This is a genomic window from Flammeovirga sp. SubArs3 (assembly GCF_947387565.1).
In the GTDB taxonomy this organism is placed as follows: domain Bacteria; phylum Bacteroidota; class Bacteroidia; order Cytophagales; family Flammeovirgaceae; genus Flammeovirga; species Flammeovirga agarivorans.
The window spans coordinates 390,293-412,498 of sequence record NZ_CANDOA010000005.1; the positions used below are offsets into that span (position 1 = coordinate 390,293).

A 22,206-nucleotide genomic window follows, 5' to 3' on the forward strand; every position below is an offset into this window, starting at 1 on the left:
ATATCTACCTAACTAAACTTCTTATTTAGTTAGGTAGATACTATAAAAAAATTGAGTTTGTTTTTGCCGTTATTAGCAATATACTAATGTGAATAGAAATTAAAAAAAACTTCTATAAACTCTCCTGTTTACCTCTAACAACAAATTCATCAATAGCAAAAATTCCCGTTCCTTTATAAGCGTCATAAAATTTGAACTTTACTTTTGATAGAGGTGCTGTTAAACTAGAAGGTAGAGCTACATTTTTTACTGCTAATTCACCATCTACATAGATATTTACTTTCTTCTTTTTAGTAAATTCAAGCTTTACCGTGTAGATCTTATTTTTTACGATTTTATCTTTCAGAAGCTTCTCATTGGCTTCAAACGCTTTCGATTTCGGTTCTTTTCCTTCATTATTCGTTGCATATAGGATAGTATATTTTCCTTGTGCCCCTAACTTTAATGAGATAAAGTTTTTGTTATTGGCAGTCTGAAAGTCAACGCGTGTATTAAAGAAAGCCTTGGATGCCTTGAAAGAAAATTCTACTTCAGATTTAGTGGTTGATACATTGACAGGCAAAGTGTAAACAGCTATAGGACTTTTTATTTTCCCCTCACTATTTTTCTTTCTTTCTATTTTCAAGAAGCCTCCATCAACTTTAATATTCCCTTTCGTAGATACTTCTTTCCAACCTTTAGGTAACTTACCTGCTTTGTCGAAGCTTTCATTGACCAATTCACTTTGTGCAGAAACAAAGTTGATGGACAACAAAGTTGTGATTAAAATATTGATTAAGTATTTCATAATTATTTATTTAACTTCTTACTAATTATATCCCCTGGGTAGGGTTTTGTACTCTCTGGTTGAATTTGGAATGAGAAACGATATTCTTTTGCTGGAATCATATATTTTGTCAAAGGCATTCCTATAGTACTCCAGCTATCATTACCTCCCACTCCCATTTGTTTGTAATCAATGTTAAGAGTAAGAGTTTCACTTTCAATTAATTCATTGGTATGTCTTGCTTGATCGATAATTTCATCTGAATAAGGATAAACACTAAATTCAAAAGGAGTATTTGATGAAAATTTAAGCCCATTTGATTTTTTATCTTCCAAAGAAACATACCTCACTTCAGTACGGTTAGCATATGCCTGTGGAAAAACATAAGATTGTTCGAAAGAAGTCAGAGGCAACTGATACAATCCGACCATTGCTCCAACGTTTCTATCTGAATAATTTTCTTCAGGTCCTTTGCCATACCAAGTGATATTATCGAGATTTTTAGCTACTTGAAGCTGTAATCCTATTTTTGGCATATTTGGTAATTCAACAGAAGGAACAAAGTGACAATCCACTTCAATAAAACCATTTTTCAACAACGTATATGCTGTAGTCCATGATGCTTTATTTTCTGGTAATTGGTATTCTACTTTTATCACTACTCTATCTGCTAATTCCGAAATCTGTGTATTTTTCACCTCCGAATCTGAAGTAGCCCTTTTCCAATAACCTAATTTTTTTGAGGTTTTAGTCGTACGGATATCGTTATCTGTTGCTGGTCTCCAAAAGTTAGGGTGGATACCACCAGTAATTACCTCTTTACCTTTGAAAATCACTTTGCTTAATTCACCATTTGATAAAGCAATTTTGAAATCCCCGTAAGTAAATTCTTTCTTATCTAATGTCTTCCAAGGACCAATTGTATTGGATGTATTTTGATGATCCACAAGGAATAAGTTGCCGTTTGGAAGTACAAACTGATCAACAGCGACTAGATGCCCTTTGGGAGCATATTTCGTATCTTTCGTTAATTTTACTTCTACCTGTACAAAATATTCTTTTGCCGGTTCGAAAGAGATATTTTGAGTCGGAATAGTTACAATTGCTGATGTTCCTGCTGCTATATTTTTAACTTGAAGCGGCTCTTCTAATATCACTACACCATTTTCTTTTACTTTATATGTAAATGCATAATCTTTTGTATCGATAAAGAAATGTCTGTTTTCCACCTTTACTTTCATTTTCTTTAAATTATTGACAGAAATTGAAATGGGTTGGAATGCATGTTTTATCTCATACATTGGTGCCTTAGGTTGCCCGTCAGAAGTAATTACACCATTGATACAGAAGTTTTTTGTATGAATCTTTTCTCCGAAATCTCCTCCATAGGCAAAATATTCAACTCCTTTACTATCTTTTTTAACCAAGCCTTGATCTCTCCAATCCCATATGTAACCCCCAACTAATCGGTCTACATTTCTCATTAGGTCCCAATATTCATGGAAGTTACCTACACTATTTCCCATAGCATGTGCATATTCTGTAAGAATAATTGGTCTTCCAGAAGGATCCTCATGGGCAAGGTTTTCCAAATGTTCTAAATTAGGATAGAAACGACCCAACATATCTAAATAATAAGGATCTGTACCATTTGGCGATAAACGGTTAGCATCTAGCTTTTCTTTCCATTCTTTTGATAATACTGATAAATATTCTGGATGATGTTGGTTACCTTGACCACCTTCATAATGAATAAGTCTACTATTATCGTAATCTTTGATCCAGCTTGCCATTGCGGCATGGTTGGCTCCTCTTCCGGATTCATTACCTAAAGACCAAAAGATGATAGAAGGATGGTTTTTATCTCTTTCGACCATTCTTACAACTCTATCTAAGTAAGCTCCAGACCAATATGGCGTATTACTTATCGCTCCTGTAATACCATGAGTTTCTAAATTTGCCTCATCCATTACATATATACCATATTCATCACATAAATCGTAGAAAACTGGATCGTTAGGGTAGTGAGAAGTTCTTACTGCGTTAAAGTTAAATTGCTTCAACAGTTTCACTTCATGCTCCATATCTTCTCTACTTACTACTTTTCCGTTTAGATGATGGTGATCGTGACGATTTACCCCATAAATAAGAATAGGCTGACCGTTGACTAATATTTGACCTTTATCGTTTTTCTCAACAGATCTAAAACCAATATTTGCTGATCTTGCTTCTACTAACTCTCCTTTTGCGTTGTATAAACCCAACACAACCTTGTAAAGGTAAGGTGTTTCTGCAGACCATTTCTTGATATTTTCTAGTTTACCTTCTATCTGAGCAAATGGCAATTGATCTCTTTGTGGACCTTTCTTTAATGTCTCACTTACTTTAATATCACCCTTGAAAATTTCGTTTTCTCCATCAAATAATGAAGCAACAACTTTGTAATTCTTCCAATTTTCTTTGTCAAACTTATTTGATACCTCAAAGTGTACTTTTAAATGACCATCTTGATAGTTATTTGTAAGATCACCTCTAATAAAGAAATCATTAATTCTATACTTTGCTTCCTGAATTAGTTTAACTTCTCTATGAATACCAGACAATCTCCAATGGTCCTGATCTTCCAAGTATGTACCATCAGAATAACGATACACTTTCATAGAGATATTATTCTTACCCTTTTTTAAAAATGAAGTAATATTAAATTCAGAAGGTAATCTATCATCTTGACTATATCCTACAAATTGCTCGTTGACATAGACTTCAAATGCAGAAGTCACAGCTCCGAAATACAAAATAATTTCATCGCCATTCCATGTTTTTGGAAGTGAGAACTCTTTAAAATACATTCCTACTTCTTGTTCTGAATGTGGAATATATGGAGGGTTTACTTCACCCCAAGGATATTTTGTGTTAGTATAAATAGGTCTTCCGTAACCTTCCATTTCCCAGTTTGCTGGTACTTTAATTTTTTTCCATTTCCTTGCGTCTTCCGTTTTGATAGTTGCAGGAACTTTTGAGTAGTCACCCTCATATTTAAAATTCCATTGTCCATTCAGAGTCATTTCATTACTAACTTCCTGTGCAGCTTTTGCTTCTTCTATACTATTATAAGTAATGGAAGTAGCTCTACCTGGTAATTTATTCAACTGATATATAGTTGGATTTTCCCACATAGGATCTTGTGCAAACAAACTACTTAGGGTAGCTAGATATAAAACCAATAATAATTGCTTGTTCATTATCATCCTTAAAAAGTTATTTAATAGTGTAATATTAACTTTTCAACAAGTGATTAGAAACATGCATTTTCATTATTTATAGGGGTTTAATTCTGTTTAATTTTACTATTCAATTGATTATCAATAAGTTGAACATCAATTTATAATACCTTGATCATCAGGCACCATTAAATTTTAGGATGCTTTTTAAAAGATTAATTTTAACAATTGAGTATAAATTTTGTATAAAAAAATAAAGCATGTAGTAATTAATAGATAACAATTTCTACATGCTTTTTTCATCTATAGATGATATGGAATCGTTAGTTGAAATCTCTATACTCTCTCTTCCATTTATGGTAATTGCCGTCTTGTTTAATACAAATGCCTGATAATGGTTTAGATTTAGTCTGAAGAACCGTACCACAGCTATCACACTTATAATATATTTCTCCCACCTCGCCTAGATTTTTCCAATAGTGGCGTTCGCCTTCTTTATTGGGACATTCTGTTCTAACAGGGTAAGAAGATTTACGAACTATTATTGCACAATATTTACATTGAAACCAACGTAAATTTCCTACATAGCCCAAAGCTGAGACAGTAATGATTACACACACTGAGAATAATAATTTTTTCATAATTAGATGATTAGAAAGTTATGTTTGTTTGAATAGTATTTTATAATGTATCACACATAAAAAAGGATTAATAAAATATTCGCATAATTTATTAATCCTTTATTGTCAGTCGTCTCTCAATTGTCTAGAAATTAGTGTGATTTATTTCGCTTGTAAACAGGACGATAATTTTCAGGTGTCGGCTTCATTGCCAATTTAGCATCTGTTGCTTTCATCCATTCTTGAAGTTCGTTCACCAACGCATCTCTAATTTCTTTGTTGTCCAAAGCAACATCTTTGGACTCTGATGGATCATCGTTTAGATTGTATAATTCCACCATATTATTTTTATCAATTTTAGCTATACCCCCGTCCAATACATATTCTTCATGGAAGAACAGCAATTTCCAGTTGTCTTTGATAACTACAGTAACAGGGCGATTTCTAAAATATTCATCTCTTGCTCCTCTAGCTTTCGAACCATTTAAATAATTCGGATAATGATAGAACAAAGATCTTGAAGGCAGTTCTTTTGTTTTACCAAAAGTCAATCCTTTTAGACTGGCACCATCAAGTATTTTATCTTCCTTTGGAGTAATATTCGCATAATCAAGGAAAGTAGGATAAAGATCCACATTGATTGTTCTCTCATAGGATTTTGAACCTGCTTTAATATTAGTCGGATTCCAAACAATAAATGGCACTTTGATTCCTCCTTCGTATAACATCCCTTTAGATCCTCTAAGTGGTGTTTGTTTTACTTTTCCAATAGCACCATTGTCTGATGTGAAAATTACAATTGTATTTTTATCAAGTTTCAGATCTTTTAGTTTCTTCATAATCATTCCCATACTATCATCTGTATGTTTTACCATAGCAGCATACTTGGCACTTTTATGAATCTTTCCTTTTGGTTTCTCTTCAAAGTAATCAATCATTTCCTGACGAGCTTCCCATTTTGTATGAACAGTATGATGGGATAAGAATAAGAAAAATGGATTCTTCTTATTTTCTTCCATAAAATCACAGGCCTCCTCAGTCAATTTAAAGATATCTTTAGGATCGTTTGTTTGTTTAAATTTTATTTCCCCGGCATCAGTCTCATGATCAACATCAAAACCTTGTAATGCTGGGGTACCTGCAATATGCCATTTCCCAAAAAGACCTGTTTTGTAACCTCCATCTCTTAATGCCTCTGCTAAGGTGTAGTTATCTAAAGGTAGACCTTTATCAGGTACCGGCTCTAAACGCATTTGCTCTTCAATACCTCGCTTAGAGTTCCAAACTGCAATTTTACCATGCCTTGGTGTGTATTGCCCAGACATTAAACATGCCCTAGATGGAGCACAGTTAGGTCCTGCAGAATATGCATTATAGAATGTCATTCCTTCATTGGCTAATGCATCTATATTTGGTGTTTCATGATAATCTGAGCCCATAATGGCAAGATCTTTCCAACCCATATCGTCTACAAAAAATACGATAATATTTGGTTTTTGCGGGTCTTGTTTCGCTATTCCATTTACACTCGAAAGTATAAATGGAATAACAAGTAATAAATATTTCATTGTCTGTTATTAGGTTTATTAAATCCCTTTGAGTTTTTCACCTTGAAAAGGAAATACTGCAGAAGAAGTACGAGCAGTAGCAAATATTTCTTTTGCTTTTTGTACAATCTCTGGTTTTTGATCCGCTAGATTATTCGATTCTTTAGGATCCTCTTTTAAATTATAAACCTCAATTTTAGATTTGTTTGGCTTATTTAAACGGTATTGTACTGCTTTCCAATCACCAATTCTAACGGCTCTTCTGCCACCTGCTTCATGAAATTCCCAATACAAGTAGTCATGTTTCTTCTGTTTTTTACCTTGTCCTTCTAAAGTAGGTAAGAATGATATTCCATCAATTTCTACAGATTTAGGTACTTCAATGTCTAGAATATCTGCTACAGTAGGTAATAAATCCCAGAATGCTGAAGGATGAGATGAAGTAGAATTAGGCTTAATTTTACCAGGCCATGAAACAATGTAAGGTACTCTGATGCCACCTTCATATAAGTCTCTTTTTACTCCTTTAAAAGGTCCAAAAGAATTAAAGTAGTAAGGGTCTGCCCCTCCTTCTTTATGAGGGCCATTATCCGAGCTAAAAATAACAATGGTATTTTCATCAATCCCCAATTCCTTAAGTTTGCTCATAACATCTCCTACAGAATTATCTAAGTGATGCATCATTGTAGCAAATGCTGCTCTAGGATACGCTTGATCAGCATAAACACCTCCATAAAACCTATCTTCATGTGACAAACTTGGATCGTGATTCTTCTTATGAACGAAAGGCTTTCCTTGTGGATAAATCTCTTTGTATTTCTTGAAAATTGAATCCTCTTCCACAGTCATCTCAGCATGTGGAATAGTATAAGGTAAATATAAGAAGAATGGATTATCTTTATTATCCTCGATGAAAGCCATTGCTTCTTGATGAATTAAATGATGTGTATAAGTATTTTGACCTTTTTCATTTTCAGGTAACGGAACTTTTACCCCATTATGTCTTAAGTATAAAGGATAATAAGTATGTGCTAACCTTTGGCAATTGTAACCATAGAACTCATCGAAACCTTGAACATTAGGTGCTCCCTCAGATTCTGGATAACCTAATCCCCATTTTCCAAACATACCGGTAGTATATCCTTCTTGTTTTAACATCTTAGGTAAAGAGTATACATCTGCTGGAATTGGAATTTGTCCTTCGGGCATTACTTCTTTGTTTCCTCTTATAGGTGTATGACCTGTATGTTGTCCCGTTAGTAATGCAGACCTTGAAGGAGCACACACACTGCTACCTGCATAATGATCTGTAAATCTAATTCCAGAACTTGCTAAAGCATCAATGTTAGGAGTAGTAAATTTTTCTTGACCATAGCAGCTAAAATCACCCCATCCTGCATCATCGGCAAGGATAAAGATAATGTTAGGCTTTTTCAACGTCCCTTCTTTTACTACGGCCTTTTTTGTTTTAGGGGCACAAGAAAAAAGAAAGAAGCCTACTATAATTGATAGGACTAACTTTTTCATATATAAAAAAATATTCGAGTTTATGAATAAATTAACTTTTGCTTATCTAAAGATAGATAAATGTTTAAAGTTGTATAGGTTACACTTTAACTAGATTGAGGGGGTTAATTAATCAATAAACTATAAATGCCTAATTATCAATATTATAACATCATCAAAAATAGTGATTTTTAAAGTTTCAATAACCAAAAATGATCAACTTTATGATAAAATTTCGATGAAATAACATAAATAATCAATAGTGTTTTTCACTTTATTCTAAATTGAAGTTCCAAAATTTAAATAACAATTTTCCATTCAAACGCACTAATAACAATTTAAATACAATAGATCACTATTGACGATAAGCTATAACACCTTGACGATTTTCTCTAAATGTTTGGTGAGCAAATGAAAGACCTTTGTAAGGTAATTAATCAGTAATTGATTCCTTTTAATCACTTAAACAAATAGAAGTAACCATGGGAGCAGGAATCTTGGTGGGAAATACCTTATCTAGAACTTCAATTAGTCTATAACTCTTTATTCGCTTTTTTCCATTCTAAGAGATATAAAAAGGCTGTAGACTGATGAGGATGCCAATGATCAATAATAGCTTTCATTTGTGCTTTCAAACGAGATTTAGGATCCAATTGAAAAAGGGACGTCATGATTTGTTTGATATGAAAGTCGTCTAATGAAAAGATATTTGGTCTATTGAGTGTATACAATAAAATCATATCAATAGACCATTTTCCTATTCCTTTAATTTTTGAAAGTTCATGTACTACTTCTTCTTCAGAGCACTGATGCCAAGGAATATTATTTTCATTCCAAAACTCAATTACGTTAGCAATAGTGGAAAATTTACGTTCAGATAATTTGGCATCTTTCAAAGCCTTATCTTCAAAAACGGAAAAGTTTTCAGGAGTGAGTTCTTGTAAATTCGCTTTATCTAATAACTTTTTAAACTGCTTTTTTGTACTTCTATAATGAATCTGTTGTTCGATGACACAACTTAGTAAATCATTAAATACATTATTTGTCGTACAAATTATTGGATCATTTACTATTGGTATGATCTTTTGTAAAACTGGATCGCAACGCATAAAGAACTTTTTCCCTTCGACAATCATTCGTATAGATGTGTTTTTTACAAAAAGTAACAAGAAAAGCCAGTTATTGTTTTCCTTTGAGGTACTTTTTGGGTAATGGCATTCCTTCTACCTCGTTGGTCCAGAGAATATTTACAATCCACCATCGGTTTTCCATTTGTACCAATTGATAGCTTGTAATTCCCCTACCACTTTCTCCTTCAGAATCTTTGGCTTTAAAACTCTGAAATACCTGAGCCATGCCGTTGTATTGATCAATTACCCGGTAAATTTCTTTTTCAGAATACCCTTCTTCGTAATAAGGATCTGTAATCAGTTCTAGGAAATCATTTAAAGTGACCGTTTCAGCATATGCTGAATCGGTTTCATTCATCAAAATAGTTAACTGAGCTGTGGGTATAAATAAATTTCTTACCGCGGCTGTATCCATTTTATCTCCTTTTTTGAGAGATATTTGTGTAAGTAATTCTGTCATTACCCCATCTATGGTTTGGAGATTACTTTGAGCAGAACTGTGAACACTCCATTGAAGTGCAATTAAGAAGAGAGATAAACGTAACATGTGCTTTTTGTTTATTATTCTTGACACTAAACATTTGAATTAGTTGCAATTATACATCACAAAAGCAGAAAATAGTTCAATTAATTGACCATTTGACGGTATTCATTTGGGCTCATTGACGTCTTCTTTTTAAAGATCTTGCTGAAATATTGAGGGTATTCAAAGCCTAAAGAATAGGCAATTTCAGAAGCACTATCCTTAGAGTTTAATAACCTGTTTTTTGCTTTTTCTATAATGAAATGATGAATATGATCTTGAGTACTTTGGCCGGTCTCCTTTTTTAATAAATCACTTAGGTATTTTGGTGATAAGTTCATTTGTTCTCCACAATATTGTACAGAAGGTATGCCTAATTCCAGCTGTTTTTCATCTTTATAATATTGCTTTAAAAAAGTTTGAAAATCTGCTACGGTATCCTGATTTAAATTCGATCGAGTATAGAACTGACGATCATAAAATCTCACACAATAATTCAATAAAAGTTCGATATTACTGATAATTAAAGTCTGACTATGAGCATCAATATTATTTCTAAGTTCATTTTCAATCTTATGAATAATATCTGTGACTGTTTCTCTTTCGTCATCAGAGAGGTGAAGTGCCTCATTAATAGCATAAGAGAAAAATGAGAAGTCTTCTATTCTTTTTCCCAATTCCGATTTTCTTATGAGGTCGGGATGAAAACATAACGTCCACCCTTTGTCTTCCTTTACCGTTTGATTTTTTTTGAATTCAAGAATTTGATTTGGAGCGGTGAAGATCATCGTTCCTTCCTGATAATCATAAGAGTTTCGTCCATAATTCTGAATAGTAAACACACAATTATCCTTTAAGCTAATCTGAAAGAGATCGATAGCGTATTTGATGTTATCTACTTCTAATTTTTGAAGTTTATCACCCAAACGAAGTACAGAAACCAAGGGATGTTTAGGCTTTTCGAAACCTAAGAATTCATGGATCTCATGTATTGAATTTATTTTTAGGATATCTTTCATCTCTTCACATAATTAAAGTTGCTCCAAGAAAATTAAGAAATCATCTGATCTTTTCACAAAACCACTATCCATGATATAAGTGGCTACCGATAAAATAATAATACCCAGAGCGACACCTTTGTAGTAAGGAGTTTGACTAAGTACCAAACCAATAATAGATAGAAGCATCAATCCTGGATACACATATTTTATTAGCGTTTTCCCTGCTTTATTATCGTTGGTATGTTTGGTAATTTCTGCTTTAATCCCTTCTTGATTAGATTCATTATACAATTGAACACTTTTCTCCACATGAGCAGGCCTACTATAAATAATATACCCACCATAACCTATTAAAATAGTGATCAGTAACCCCAGTGGAATACTACTTCCTTTCAACAATTGATTGTCGCTTTTCAAGATCATCACGAGTACGGCAAAAATGAGAAAGCCAATACCAATCATGACTTTCCCTTGTGTTACTTCAGCTTTTGCCCAATTATTTGCATATGTAATAAAATCCATAGATCATTTTATTTAAACTGACTCATTATCATTTTATCATAGATATTGTCTCCGAACCATTTTCTAATGGCAATAGCTGGTTTAGCCATATATCCTTTTACATATCTAGTTTTTGGTTTTTCAATCGTCGCAGCTTTTGCGATAACACCACCAAGTACATCTACATGCGTTAGACTATCGTTTGTGTAGGTTTCTTTCATTCCATCTGCTACCTTATTGGCAAATTGAGCATAAGCACCTTTTCCTGAAGTCTTTTTCAGGTTATCTGCAGCGATTGTCCCCCATGATGTTTTGATTCCTCCTGGCTCGACTACCACTACATCAATTCCAAAAGGTTTTACCTCCAATCGTAAACAATCGCTCCATCCTTCAACAGCATGTTTAGTTGCATGATACCATGCTCCAAGTGGAGTATATATTTTACCTCCCATAGAAGATATATTGACAATCCTTCCATAGTGATGCTCTCTCATATGAGGTAATACCAGTTGAGTAATACGAGCCAATCCAAACATATTCACTTCAAATTGTCTTTTTGCTTCTTCGATGGGTACATCTTCTACCGCACCATAAGATCCATAGCCTGCATTATTGATCAAGATATCAATCCTATCTTCTTTTTCGATGATTGCATTTACACAATCAACAATAGAAGCATCATTGGTTAAATCCAAAGAAATAATTGACATTCCTGCATCTTCTAGGTCTTTCATCTGATCCAATCTTCTGGCTGCACCATAGACAATATACCCTTGTGATTTCAAGATGTTGGCAGTCGATTTACCCATACCTGATGATGCTCCCGTAATTAATGCTACTCTACTCATGATATTATAAAACTTTGATTGTCTTTTATTTATATCACAAATTTATTCACACTACCAAAAACAATTGTATTCAAATTTCGGATAATTGTATACTTTTTACTTGGGAGTGACGGAGAGTAGAATTATATATTGAAAGTCTTATATTTTATCCATCTAAGGAAAAATCATAAATATTAAAATAAGATAAATAGAGTCTCCTATTTTTTTTCTAATTCATCCATAAAACCACTACCAAGTAATCCAGCAGGAAGGCCAAACATTCCTAGTCCAAGAATACTTTGAATGCAAGCAAAAATTTTCCCCGCTTCAGTTACTGGAGAAATATCTCCATAACCAATAGTACTTAATGTCATACAACTATAATAGAAAGCGTCTCCCATTGTCCCAAATGTTTCTGGCTCAATATGATACATAAGTACTGAGCAAATGTAGACTAAAATAACTCCCAATATTCCGGTTGCGATTAATTCATCTTTTTTAGCATTAAAAACTCTTCCGATAAGTTGAAAGCTTTTAGATACTCGCTCTAGTTTTAATACTCTAAATAACTTCGAAACTCTTAGGATTCTGACAAACCTGAAATCGCCTAGACCAAACAAAAATGGTGCTACCGAAATAATATTGATCCAAGAGAACTTTTTATTTCTTGCATCAATTATTATCTCTATTGAAAATATAAAGACACAAATCCATTCTAAATAATCAAGTATAGGAGAACTTATATAGGTTTCTACAACAATAGAGATTAGGCTAATAATTGTTAGGACTGTAGTTAATCGTTTCATTATATAGTTTTATTGAGTTCCTTCTCTTTTAATTCTGCTTTAGTAAGTTTTCTTTTTCGAACTAATCTTATCTTAGACTCTTCTGAAAGCCAATCTTTTATGTTATTATCATGCATTAATTGACCATGAACAGATTTTCCTGAAAATCCATGCCCATACCATTCACATTCCACATATAGACCTTGACTTCCTATTTCAGTAGTATCTGTCTTCGTGTATTCTGGAAAATAAACATATCCTTTTTCAAAAAAGAATTTTCCATTTACAGATGAATCCATATTAATATCCGTTTGACCATACCCACTTAAACCTACTTGAAAAGTTTCCTTTTTGGGGTGGTATGTTTTTATTCTTGTCGAATGAGATATTTTGACTTTTACAGAATCAACTCCTTTTATATAACTTGGAAAAACTTTCTGATCATCATTTCTAGATTGATTATTTGTATGCTCAACAGGTGATGCTGTTATAACCAATATACCAATACAAGTTACTGCTGATAACCCCATCAAATGATAACTATTTTTCCATATAGATACTAAGAAAATGACAAAGGCAATACTTGTATATGGATTATAAGATATTAATATAAAGGATGCCGCTAACCATATAAAGCCACCTAATAGAAGGCAAATAATCCAAACTATTTTGGCTATAAACACGAGCCATGACTTTGGAAGAAACCCTAGAACTGTTAGTAATATTGCTAATATGGGATTGTTTTTAATTTGATTGATCTCCCATATCTGTCTGGAAATTTTACTCATTTTTATTTACTTTTTGTAGATAGAAATACCTTAAATGATAACTTATTGTATCTCTATTTAACAGTAAATTGATAAAACAGATTACCTTAGAAAGGCCAAGTATTACCGCCTAAAGACCATATCTAAAACGCCTCCGAGAACATCAAGCTAAAACTCCAATCGTCTTTTCCGAAGCCTACATCAAAACCTACATTGGAGTGGGTATCTTTCATATACGTATATCTGAAACCTGTACCTATACCCGGTAGTAATTCCCCATCATTACTAGGATTGCTTGATTCAAAAACTGTAGCAAGGCCAATAAAACCTACAAGACCTAAACGATCATGAAAATTATAACGATATTCCCCTTGGATTGCCAAAAGGTAGTTGCCTCGGTATTGTCCTTTTGAATACCCTCTGATATCTGTTTCTCCAACAATAAACTGCTGGTTAAAATCAATCTGCCCAATCGCTAAACCAGAATGGAAACGTAATGCAATGACATCTTTCTCCTGCCTAGTTGAAAAGTAATGATTGTAATCGATAATGATCTGATTGGAAACAATATCATTAAATGCTTTTGGATAAGAAATGTAATAGATAGTGGCTTGGTAACCACTTCTTGGATAGGTAACATTTGAGCGTCTATCAAAAGTAGCTTCTAAGCCAACGCCATTTAGAGTGTTTTCAGATTCCAGTACGTCATATTCAGTAGTGGTTTTGAGTCGGGAATATAAATAGTTTGCACCAAAAAATAGATCCGACCATACTCTCTTTTTTACATCAAGGTATATGAAATCAGATTGGGTGGTATAAGGTATCCACCTATTGATAGGGTTATTTGCATAGAATTGGAAATTATCGTTCCCAAAACCTAATGCATAAGTAAGTCTCCATTGGTCTTCATTGAGGTAATTCATACCAAAACCCATTCCATACCAAGTACCATTTTCAGAATACATCACCCCTAGTCCACCTACAGAAGATGGTGAAATTGTGTCTTTCTTGGAAGGGTTATACATCGCCATAGGGAATGCTCCTATTGTCCAACCATACGATTTATTAAAATCAAGATATGGTAATGGAATAAATTTAAAATCTTCTTTGATTCTGTCTCCACCGCCAGACGGAAGTTGAGCTTTAGTTAAAGTGATTGAAGCTAAGAGTACCAGTACAGTTAACAGGTGATTTTTCATAGTAAATCGAGAGGAGTAATTTTGAATACAAACGTAAACTAAAATGTCTAACAATAAAAAAATAAATTTCTAATTTTTATCCTTGATATACTGTTCAAAAAACTCTTTGATGGTCAAATTATGTGGAGTGAATTTTTCCTGTAATGCAATTATCGATTGGATATAATCTATCCTGAAAATCCGAAAATCATTTCTTAAACGACAATACGCTACAAGTAAGAAGTTTCCGTTAGTACTATATATTGCAAATGGTTCAATCGTTCTTTTAGTTACTTGATTTTGAGACGAAAGGTAGCTAATTTCTAGCAATTGAAAATGGATAATTGCTGATTGTAATTCCATTAAATTATCACTCGTTTTTTCCTCTTTATTATTGCCTCCAAAATATACTCTTTCTGATAGTAAGTCGGCGTTGCCCTTTTGGGAGTACTTGAGAATCGATTTAATCTTATCTATTGCACTAGATACATTCTTTACCAATGATTCATCTTTATTTTTAAGTACTAATTGCTCGATCGTAATCAATGCATTGGCTTCTTCTTCAGAGAATAAAACTGGAGGTAGATGATAACCTTCCATAATAGAATATCCTTTACCTTCCTCAGTATTAATGGGAATACCTGATTGTTCCAACGTCCTTATATCTCTATAAATCGTTCGGATACTAACACCATGTTTTTCTGCTAAATAATTGGCTGTTACAATCTTCTTTGATTGTAATTGTGTGATAATAGCTGTTAGTCTTGCCAGCCTTGGTTTTTCTTCCATCGATTAAAGATAAGTTCCTTGTATATCCTCTCCCCAATTGATGTAAAAAAACATATTTTATTGTACGAAGAGTTTCATTTTCACTCCTAAGTTAATACTCATTTGTGAATTGATATCTACAAAATACGTCATCTTACCTTTTTTATAACCAATATGAGACCCAACAACCCATTTAGAGGAATATCCCATATATGGACTTAAGTAGATGTCTTCAATAAAAAAATCATACCCTATGGTCAGCAACATATAATCGTTAATGATAATGTCTCGACCTGAGATATCATGTTCTTTTTTAGCAAATGACTTACTAAAAGAAACGGTAAAACGGTTGATAGTCATTATAGCTCCAATATTGTAGGTGACATCTGAGCCAGTATAAACAAAGTCGCCATATTGATCATAATAATTAATACTATACGGTGACACTCCTGCAATCAAGCCAAAATCTACAGTCAGCTTTTTTTCATTTTTCTGAAACTGTTTATAAGGGTTAGGACATTGCTGTGCAAAAAGGGTAAAACCGCTAAATAAGAATAGTAATAAAAGTAATCTGATCCTCATGAATGTATCCGATTAAAAAAATCTTTTCATGTATCTATAAGTTCTAAAAATGGAATACTCAATACCATGAAAAGTGTTAACAACAAGGTTAACTAAAAAAATAGATCTACCTAATATTAACTTCCTTCAACAATTTTTAGTTTGCTCATTAATAGTAATATATGTGAATAATAATGAAGAAGATAATACCTTAAATTCTTTGCCTATTTATAGAAGTAGGAAATCATGTTTTACTGTTTTCATTAATGTTAGGAAATATACTTTTCTATCAGTTGATAGAATTTAGAAATCTAATTGTATTATTGCATCGCGGTATTATGGTAGATAGCTTCACGCTTATCTATCCATCGAAACCATTGAGTTAATAATCATAAAAATAAGGTAATACAGGCTTTCATTTATAGCTTGTTTACTTGATCAGATAAAGAAATGCAGCAACAGCAATATTTATATATTATCAATTTCAATTCTAATGAAAGTGAGTTAAGTAAATTGGAATCGAGACAACTTTTTAATGAAGATGTTGCAGGAAAAATGCATTTCTCAGATATCGAAATAGTCCCGTCTAGCAGTCCATTTATTAAAAAAAGAATGGATATTTTATATTCTTCCAATAACTACCAAGATCTTATTGATAAGGTTGAAAAGATGGAAATTAAGGTAGAGGGTTTCAAGGCAGAATATATTATGCTCGAAGGTGACACCATAGGTTATAAAGAACGTTTGGGGCAATTAAGAGACATAGGATACCGCATCGAAGGAGAACCTGATTATTACAACCCCACTGTCACTTATGGTTTGTGCTTCTTTGAAGGCTATTGGTATTTTGGAACTGTAATCAGAGATGATGCTGAATGGCAGAAACACAATCAAAAACCTTGTTCTTTTAGTAATTCTTTAAGTATTAATACCGCTAAAGCACTTGTGAATATTGCTTCTAAGGGAGATAAATCAAAAGCAATTATCGATGCTTGTTGTGGTGTAGGCACTGTTTTGTTGGAAGGCTGTTTTTCAGGTTTTAATATAGAAGGTTGTGATATCAATTGGAAAGCGAGTAATCATACCCAGAAAAACCTTGAGCATTATCAGTACACTACAAATATATACAACTGTGATATCAAAGATTTAGACAAGACATATGATGCCGCCATTATAGATCTCCCCTATAATCTTTATTCTGCCTCTTCAGACGAAATTGCATTTAATATCATAGAGGCCACTGCATTAAAAGCACCTAGAGTAGTTATCATATCCATCACTAACATTGATGAATTTATTCAGAAAGCAGGGCTAAAAACAATTGATAAATGTACTATTGATAAAATAGGTAAGGTGAAATTTACTCGCTATCTACATGTTTGTGAAAGGGCAGAATAACTCAGTTCATCACTAATTCTCTTGTGAAAAACTCATAGGCATAAACTGTTTTCAAAAGTGAAAAAGAAGTATTAACCTCAAGTTTATGCATAATGTTATTCTTGTGATTTTTGATAGTATGAGCACTCAAAAATAACAGTTCCGCAATTTCCTTATTGGATAAACCTTGGCTTATATAAGAAGCTATTTCTTTCTCTCTTCTACTCAGTGTATTGTATTTTTGTTTTTGTGATACATAAATAGAATACATCTCATGGTACAATTTAAAGAGTTTCATCTCTTGATGATCATGAGCAGGGAAAGCGATAATATTTATCTCGTGTCTCACTCGATCCTTTACCCAAAAGGTATAGAATATGATATCGTCTTTGAACGTTTTAATTTTAAATGATATAGGTAATGATGTTTGTTGTTTGTTATTGTCATCAATAAACTCATTTACCCTAATGGTATTATACTTCAGGTCAATTTTAAGATGTTCAGTATCCATATCGATTAGGGATACATTTACTAATCTTTCAAAAAGAAAATGCTTGTAAGTTTCAATCGTGAAACTTTCTAGAGTAGCATTAAATTCCAAGATAGATGGAATAGGTCTCAACTTAATGTTAGACTTCATTACTTTTTATTCCTTTATATATGTTTGTCGATTAAGTCACCATAAACAGTACTTAATGACATAGATTACGACAGCAGAATGAAGAATGTTTTACCTATTTTGTAAAAAATCCTCAAAAATCACACTTCAAATGTAACATTGTTTCTAGTGAATTTATTAATCTATAGAACAAACAAATATTAAGTAACATGATAAGTAAACGTCACTTTTTTAAGTGAAAGAAAAAGGCTCAATAATAGGTAATTATTGAGCCTTTGATTTATGGTTAACGCTTTATTAAAGCGATCAATTATTTTACAATTTTATAAGTCCAGTTTCCTTTTTCAAGTCTGATAGTGAACTGCTCACCTTCATTGACGTGAAGCTTCTTGCCACCTTGCACTAGATAGTTCGTAGCAGATGAAACACCTAAGATAATATCATCTTCTTCACCTTCTAACTTTACTCTAAATTCAAGGTCTTTACCCATATCAGCAGCAGTAGTAGTATACTCAAGAATATTACCTTCGCCTTCCATCAATACAGAAGTATTTTCGTCTGTAAAGATTTTAACTTTTTTCAATGGAGCAAGCTCTACCGTATAAGACTTTGCCTTTTCGTTCATGATTAATCTAGCACCATAAGGCATGTAGAATTGACCTTCACCATTTTCTGATGCTCCAAAAGTACCATTTAAAGAGAAATCAGAAGATGGGTTGATTGGTGCTTGTAGGGTGTTATTACCGTTATCAAATACAACAACTTGTGCATTTGTTAACTCTGTACCATCCCAGTACCAGTCGTACTTATATTTCTTCATGTCCACTGCAGGAGCTGTAGTTCCAGCATACTTAACAGTAAGGTTCATAGGGATAATCACTTGATTATTTGTTTCGTTATCGAAACCTTGCTCTACGCTTGAAGATAAATTAAGATCTGTTCCTGTTGGGTTACCTTGTAACTCGAAAGAATACTTATTATTTAATTTTGCATTAAATACAATTGGAATATTGTTTTCAAAAGCTCTTACATTCATAGATACATCGATGTCAGCATCGTCCATATATACATATGAGTAGTAATAAGTATCTTCGTCTGTAGTACCTACTTTGTTTAAAGTGGATGTACCAAACTCAGTTTTGATAGCTACCTCTTTAATGTAAGCCACTTTACCCCATACTTCAACATATGCCCAGCTTAAGTTAGACATTGTGATATCCGCTGAAGTTTCGCCTGCAGGAATTACTTTTTTACCTCCTAAAGTATAAGCAGTGTGATATCCTGAAAATTCTTCTCCGTCTTTAACAAATTTAGAATGTCTAACATCGATAGTTACTTCTCCGATCATTCCTTGGATTAGAATATTATCATCTAAGTTGATGCCATCTAAAAAGAACTCGTTCCCTTTTGAATCTATAGCAACTAACTCATAATTATCTTTCTCATAATTTACTCCTGGGTCAGTCATTCTTTGTCCACTGAATGATGAAATCTCAGAGCTAATAATGTTGGATACAATAATGTCTCTTGGTGAATCTCCTTCTATTTGAACTTCCTCTTGTGAACAAGAAAAGATGAAGAATAAAATGGGTAAAAGGAATAATTTTCTCATAGTAATATCTTTATAAAAAATTAATTACATCAGGTGTAATTAGGTATTAAAAAAATTGAGCATTTAATTTCGAGCTCAAAGGGTTATACTTAGTGCTTGCTTAAAAAGATTTAAATATTATAGGTTATTAACTTAATTGAATATCAATGTTGTAATGATTATGTTTCACTGTTTCATTAATATATAATTAAAAACTGTCAAATTAAAATAGAGATTAAATTGACAGTTTTAAGGAGGCTCTTACTTAGAAAGAATAACCTATTCGAAGATGAACTCTAAACGCAAAATCGATGGGATTAGCATTACTTATAGAAGAATCATAAAAGGTATAAATATACCCTAAACCGCCACCTAATTCGTAATTAAAATCTTTGACTAAATTTCTTCTAATACCCCAAGACAAAAACATAGAAACATCACTAATGTTTCGTAGCCCAGGTACATTAGAAATAACAAACCAATCAGGGGAATAGTTGCCTTCCAAAGCAATAAAACTTGCACTGTTATTCTCTACTCTTTTCAGTTTTTTGGCTCTTTTTTTTATGTTATAATACCACCTTGGAGATAAGCCAAAAGTAGGTAACATATATATGACATCTTGCTGGTACTCAGATCCCGTTTGGAAACCTGCATTCATACCAGCCTCAGTACGTAAAGCTATGGTATTGGATAATCGTGTTTCGTTATTATACCAAACCCCTAGAAATCCTGTTTGAATAGAGTTAATTGAATGTTCTACTGACACAGATTGCGCTTGAGAGATATAACAAAATGTAGAGAGAAAAATGGTTATTATTAGTTTTTTCATTTAAAAGAGAGTATGAAGTTTTATGATTTAGAATAGTTGCGGTTTTATGACAAATAGTGACAAAGTGTTGACAACATAAAAAGAAAAAACCCACATTAAAGTTGGTAGTTTAATGTGGGCCTTGATGTTATATTTGAATCGACTTTTAAAAAATGCAATACGTTATTCTTTTAGAAGTGCTAGCTATGACTTTTCCCTAACATCTTTTCAATAACTTTTACAACCAATAATGCGATCGCACCAACTAGAATTCCCACTGCTAGCTCTCCTAGTACAGAAGGAAAACTATGTACTAGGTCATGTACTTGATGTATATTATGTACAAAAATTCCACCTGCTACTAATAACATCGCCACTGTTCCAATAAAAGCCAAGCTCTTAATGACCCATGGTAATGCGTTAACTAGTAACATTCCGATGCTTTTTACTATTCCTTTACCGTTTGAGGCTTCTACTAATTTTAAACCCAAATCATCCATTCTTACAATTAAAGCAACCAATCCGTATACGCCTATTGTTGCAATCAAAGCAGCTAATGAAACTGATAATATTTGTACTGTCATTTCTTCTTCAACCACAGAACTTAATGCAACGATAACGATCTCAACAGATAGGATAAAGTCGACAACAATGGCAGATTTCACCTTTTTCTTTTCTTCAATTTTGAGTTCCTCTTCAGACATTTCAGCTTTGGCAGTAGCTGTTTTCGTATGCCCTCCATCAAATAGATAATGGTAGACTTTCTCTGCTCCTTCAAAAGCTAGATAGATACCTCCTATTACTAAAATGGGTACAATAGACCATGGAACAAAAGCACTCAGTAAAAATGCCAATGGAAGAATAATCAATTTATTGAGAAATGAGCCCTTACAGATAGCCCATAATACTGGAATTTCTCTTGAGGCTCTAAAACCCGATGCTTTTTCAGCTGTTACGGCTAGGTCGTCTCCTAAAATTCCTCCAGCTTTCTGTGTAGCTACTTTTGTGGTTACTGCAACATCATCCATGATGACGGCAATATCATCTAGCAATGCGAAAAATCCTGATGCCATTTATTAGTTTTTAAAGTAATAGTTTGTTTAAAAGTGGATGAATTTAACTTGTAAATCGTTAATAAGCAAAGTACCTCAAGAGAATCGTCTCATTGAGGTACTTTCGTATTTTTATAAAGTAATGATAAAATCTTTGACCGCTTTACCTATTTCTTCAGGATGATCTTCTTGTATAAAATGAATCCCCTCTCCTACATTTACTGATTTTAGATTCGGGATTTTTTCGATGATCCAATTCCTTACCGACTCGGGCATAAATGCCCCCGGTTCTGCATAACAGAATAATTTAGGAATGGTCGATTTCGATAATTTAGTCCTATAATTCTCCACTACTGAGGCCATTAGTTCAGGTTTACCATTTAAAGGCACTTGTGATACCCATTTCCATATAGGAGTTCTATTATCCACAGTTTTAAAGGGTGAAGTATATCCTTCCACTTCTTCCTCAGTCAATCCTCTGGAAACCCAAGTAGGCAACACATTTTGTAAGAAGATATTGTCTTCGCAAATCATTTTCCAACCATTTTCTCCTCTTAATTGATGGAAGAAATCAATAGTTGCTGAGTCAAAGAAAGTTCCAATATCTTGGATTATTCCTTCCATAAATGCAATGGCTTTTACATTGCTTTCATGCATTGCAAAATAATGGAATCCAAGACCCGATCCCCAATCATGAAGAACAAGAATAACATCTCTAAGATTTAAAGTATCTATTAATTTTTCAACATACATATACTGTTCTGCGAAAGTATAATCTATAGCCGGTTTATCTGATTTACCCATTCCAATTAAGTCGGGTACATAAATAGGATGATCAGTTGAAGCGACTATTGGAGCAATATTTCTCCAGATAAAAGCATTGGATGGATTGCCATGAAGGAATAAAATGGGTGATTTTGAACTCTCTTCATTGGCCGTAAGTACATGCATATTGGAGCCATGTACGCTAATGTTTTTTGATTGCATTAAGTAGGTTATTATTTAATTTTCAATAGTTTCTTTAATGTAGCAAAGGTATTGTATTTCAAATCGAATAC

The 22,206-nt window shown here is 33.1% G+C and carries 21 protein-coding genes; 1 reads left to right on the forward strand and 20 read right to left on the reverse strand.

Going from position 1 to position 22,206, the window contains the following annotated elements; all coding sequences use genetic code 11:
* Nucleotides 1-112 precede the first annotated feature (112 nt).
* The 15 genes from QL232_RS16280 to QL232_RS16350 form a co-directional block, all read right to left on the reverse strand.
* Entirely contained in the window at nucleotides 113-787 is a 675-nt protein-coding gene (locus QL232_RS16280; protein WP_281614917.1) for a hypothetical protein, read from the reverse strand.
* 2 nt (nucleotides 788-789) lie between these two features.
* The gene (locus QL232_RS16285) at nucleotides 790-4,008 is read right to left on the reverse strand and encodes a glycoside hydrolase family 2 TIM barrel-domain containing protein (protein WP_281614918.1); all 3,219 of its coding nucleotides are present in this window, start codon (nucleotides 4,006-4,008) and stop codon (nucleotides 790-792) included.
* A 302-nt stretch (nucleotides 4,009-4,310) separates the two neighbouring features.
* Nucleotides 4,311-4,628, reverse strand: coding sequence for a hypothetical protein (locus QL232_RS16290; protein WP_281614919.1), 318 nt, complete (start codon nucleotides 4,626-4,628; stop codon nucleotides 4,311-4,313).
* A gap of 131 nt (nucleotides 4,629-4,759) precedes the next feature.
* Nucleotides 4,760-6,175, reverse strand: a complete 1,416-nt coding sequence (locus QL232_RS16295) for a sulfatase (protein WP_281614920.1) — start codon at nucleotides 6,173-6,175, stop codon at nucleotides 4,760-4,762.
* Between the two features lie 18 nt (nucleotides 6,176-6,193).
* Nucleotides 6,194-7,681, reverse strand: coding sequence for an arylsulfatase (locus tag QL232_RS16300; protein ID WP_281614921.1), 1,488 nt, complete (start codon nucleotides 7,679-7,681; stop codon nucleotides 6,194-6,196).
* Nucleotides 7,682-8,193: 512 nt separating this feature from the next.
* On the reverse strand, nucleotides 8,194-8,796 hold the full coding sequence (locus QL232_RS16305; RefSeq protein ID WP_281614922.1) for a hypothetical protein: 603 nt from the start codon (nucleotides 8,794-8,796) through the stop codon (nucleotides 8,194-8,196).
* A 43-nt stretch (nucleotides 8,797-8,839) separates the two neighbouring features.
* Nucleotides 8,840-9,337 (reverse strand): hypothetical protein, encoded by a 498-nt coding sequence (locus tag QL232_RS16310; RefSeq protein WP_281614923.1) that lies wholly within the window; start codon nucleotides 9,335-9,337, stop codon nucleotides 8,840-8,842.
* 80 nt (nucleotides 9,338-9,417) lie between these two features.
* Nucleotides 9,418-10,332, reverse strand: coding sequence for a helix-turn-helix domain-containing protein (locus QL232_RS16315; RefSeq protein ID WP_281614924.1), 915 nt, complete (start codon nucleotides 10,330-10,332; stop codon nucleotides 9,418-9,420).
* A gap of 12 nt (nucleotides 10,333-10,344) precedes the next feature.
* Nucleotides 10,345-10,836 carry a hypothetical protein gene (locus tag QL232_RS16320; protein ID WP_281614925.1) on the reverse strand — a complete coding sequence of 164 codons (492 nt, stop codon included), beginning with the start codon at nucleotides 10,834-10,836 and terminating at the stop codon, nucleotides 10,345-10,347.
* 8 nt (nucleotides 10,837-10,844) lie between these two features.
* Nucleotides 10,845-11,663, reverse strand: coding sequence for an oxidoreductase (locus tag QL232_RS16325; RefSeq protein WP_281614926.1), 819 nt, complete (start codon nucleotides 11,661-11,663; stop codon nucleotides 10,845-10,847).
* 197 nt (nucleotides 11,664-11,860) lie between these two features.
* Nucleotides 11,861-12,448 carry a potassium channel family protein gene (locus QL232_RS16330; protein ID WP_281614927.1) on the reverse strand — a complete coding sequence of 196 codons (588 nt, stop codon included), beginning with the start codon at nucleotides 12,446-12,448 and terminating at the stop codon, nucleotides 11,861-11,863.
* Complete coding sequence (locus QL232_RS16335) at nucleotides 12,448-13,215, reverse strand: hypothetical protein (protein WP_281614928.1); 768 nt, start codon at nucleotides 13,213-13,215, stop codon at nucleotides 12,448-12,450. Before QL232_RS16335 ends, QL232_RS16330 begins: the two co-directional genes overlap by 1 nt.
* A gap of 122 nt (nucleotides 13,216-13,337) precedes the next feature.
* Nucleotides 13,338-14,393 carry a hypothetical protein gene (locus tag QL232_RS16340; protein ID WP_281614929.1) on the reverse strand — a complete coding sequence of 352 codons (1,056 nt, stop codon included), beginning with the start codon at nucleotides 14,391-14,393 and terminating at the stop codon, nucleotides 13,338-13,340.
* A 69-nt stretch (nucleotides 14,394-14,462) separates the two neighbouring features.
* On the reverse strand, nucleotides 14,463-15,161 hold the full coding sequence (locus QL232_RS16345) for a YafY family protein (protein ID WP_281614930.1): 699 nt from the start codon (nucleotides 15,159-15,161) through the stop codon (nucleotides 14,463-14,465).
* A gap of 57 nt (nucleotides 15,162-15,218) precedes the next feature.
* Nucleotides 15,219-15,722 (reverse strand): hypothetical protein, encoded by a 504-nt coding sequence (locus QL232_RS16350; protein ID WP_281614931.1) that lies wholly within the window; start codon nucleotides 15,720-15,722, stop codon nucleotides 15,219-15,221.
* Nucleotides 15,723-16,151: 429 nt separating this feature from the next.
* On the opposite strand from QL232_RS16350, the gene QL232_RS16355 reads away from it, so the two are divergent.
* A complete protein-coding gene (locus tag QL232_RS16355; protein WP_281614932.1) occupies nucleotides 16,152-17,099 on the forward strand; it encodes a hypothetical protein in 948 nt (315 codons plus the stop codon).
* A 1-nt stretch (nucleotide 17,100) separates the two neighbouring features.
* Here the strand turns inward: QL232_RS16355 and QL232_RS16360 are convergent, their stop codons facing one another.
* The 5 genes from QL232_RS16360 to QL232_RS16380 form a co-directional block, all read right to left on the reverse strand.
* Nucleotides 17,101-17,718: a helix-turn-helix transcriptional regulator gene (locus QL232_RS16360; RefSeq protein WP_281614933.1), complete on the reverse strand. Its 618-nt coding sequence runs from the start codon at nucleotides 17,716-17,718 to the stop codon at nucleotides 17,101-17,103.
* Nucleotides 17,719-18,007: 289 nt separating this feature from the next.
* A complete protein-coding gene (locus tag QL232_RS16365; protein ID WP_281614934.1) occupies nucleotides 18,008-19,309 on the reverse strand; it encodes a hypothetical protein in 1,302 nt (433 codons plus the stop codon).
* 244 nt (nucleotides 19,310-19,553) lie between these two features.
* Nucleotides 19,554-20,117: a hypothetical protein gene (locus tag QL232_RS16370; protein ID WP_281614935.1), complete on the reverse strand. Its 564-nt coding sequence runs from the start codon at nucleotides 20,115-20,117 to the stop codon at nucleotides 19,554-19,556.
* A gap of 179 nt (nucleotides 20,118-20,296) precedes the next feature.
* Nucleotides 20,297-21,169 (reverse strand): DUF808 family protein, encoded by an 873-nt coding sequence (locus tag QL232_RS16375; protein ID WP_281614936.1) that lies wholly within the window; start codon nucleotides 21,167-21,169, stop codon nucleotides 20,297-20,299.
* Between the two features lie 111 nt (nucleotides 21,170-21,280).
* The gene (locus QL232_RS16380) at nucleotides 21,281-22,135 is read right to left on the reverse strand and encodes a haloalkane dehalogenase (RefSeq protein WP_281614937.1); all 855 of its coding nucleotides are present in this window, start codon (nucleotides 22,133-22,135) and stop codon (nucleotides 21,281-21,283) included.
* Nucleotides 22,136-22,206: the final 71 nt, after the last annotated feature.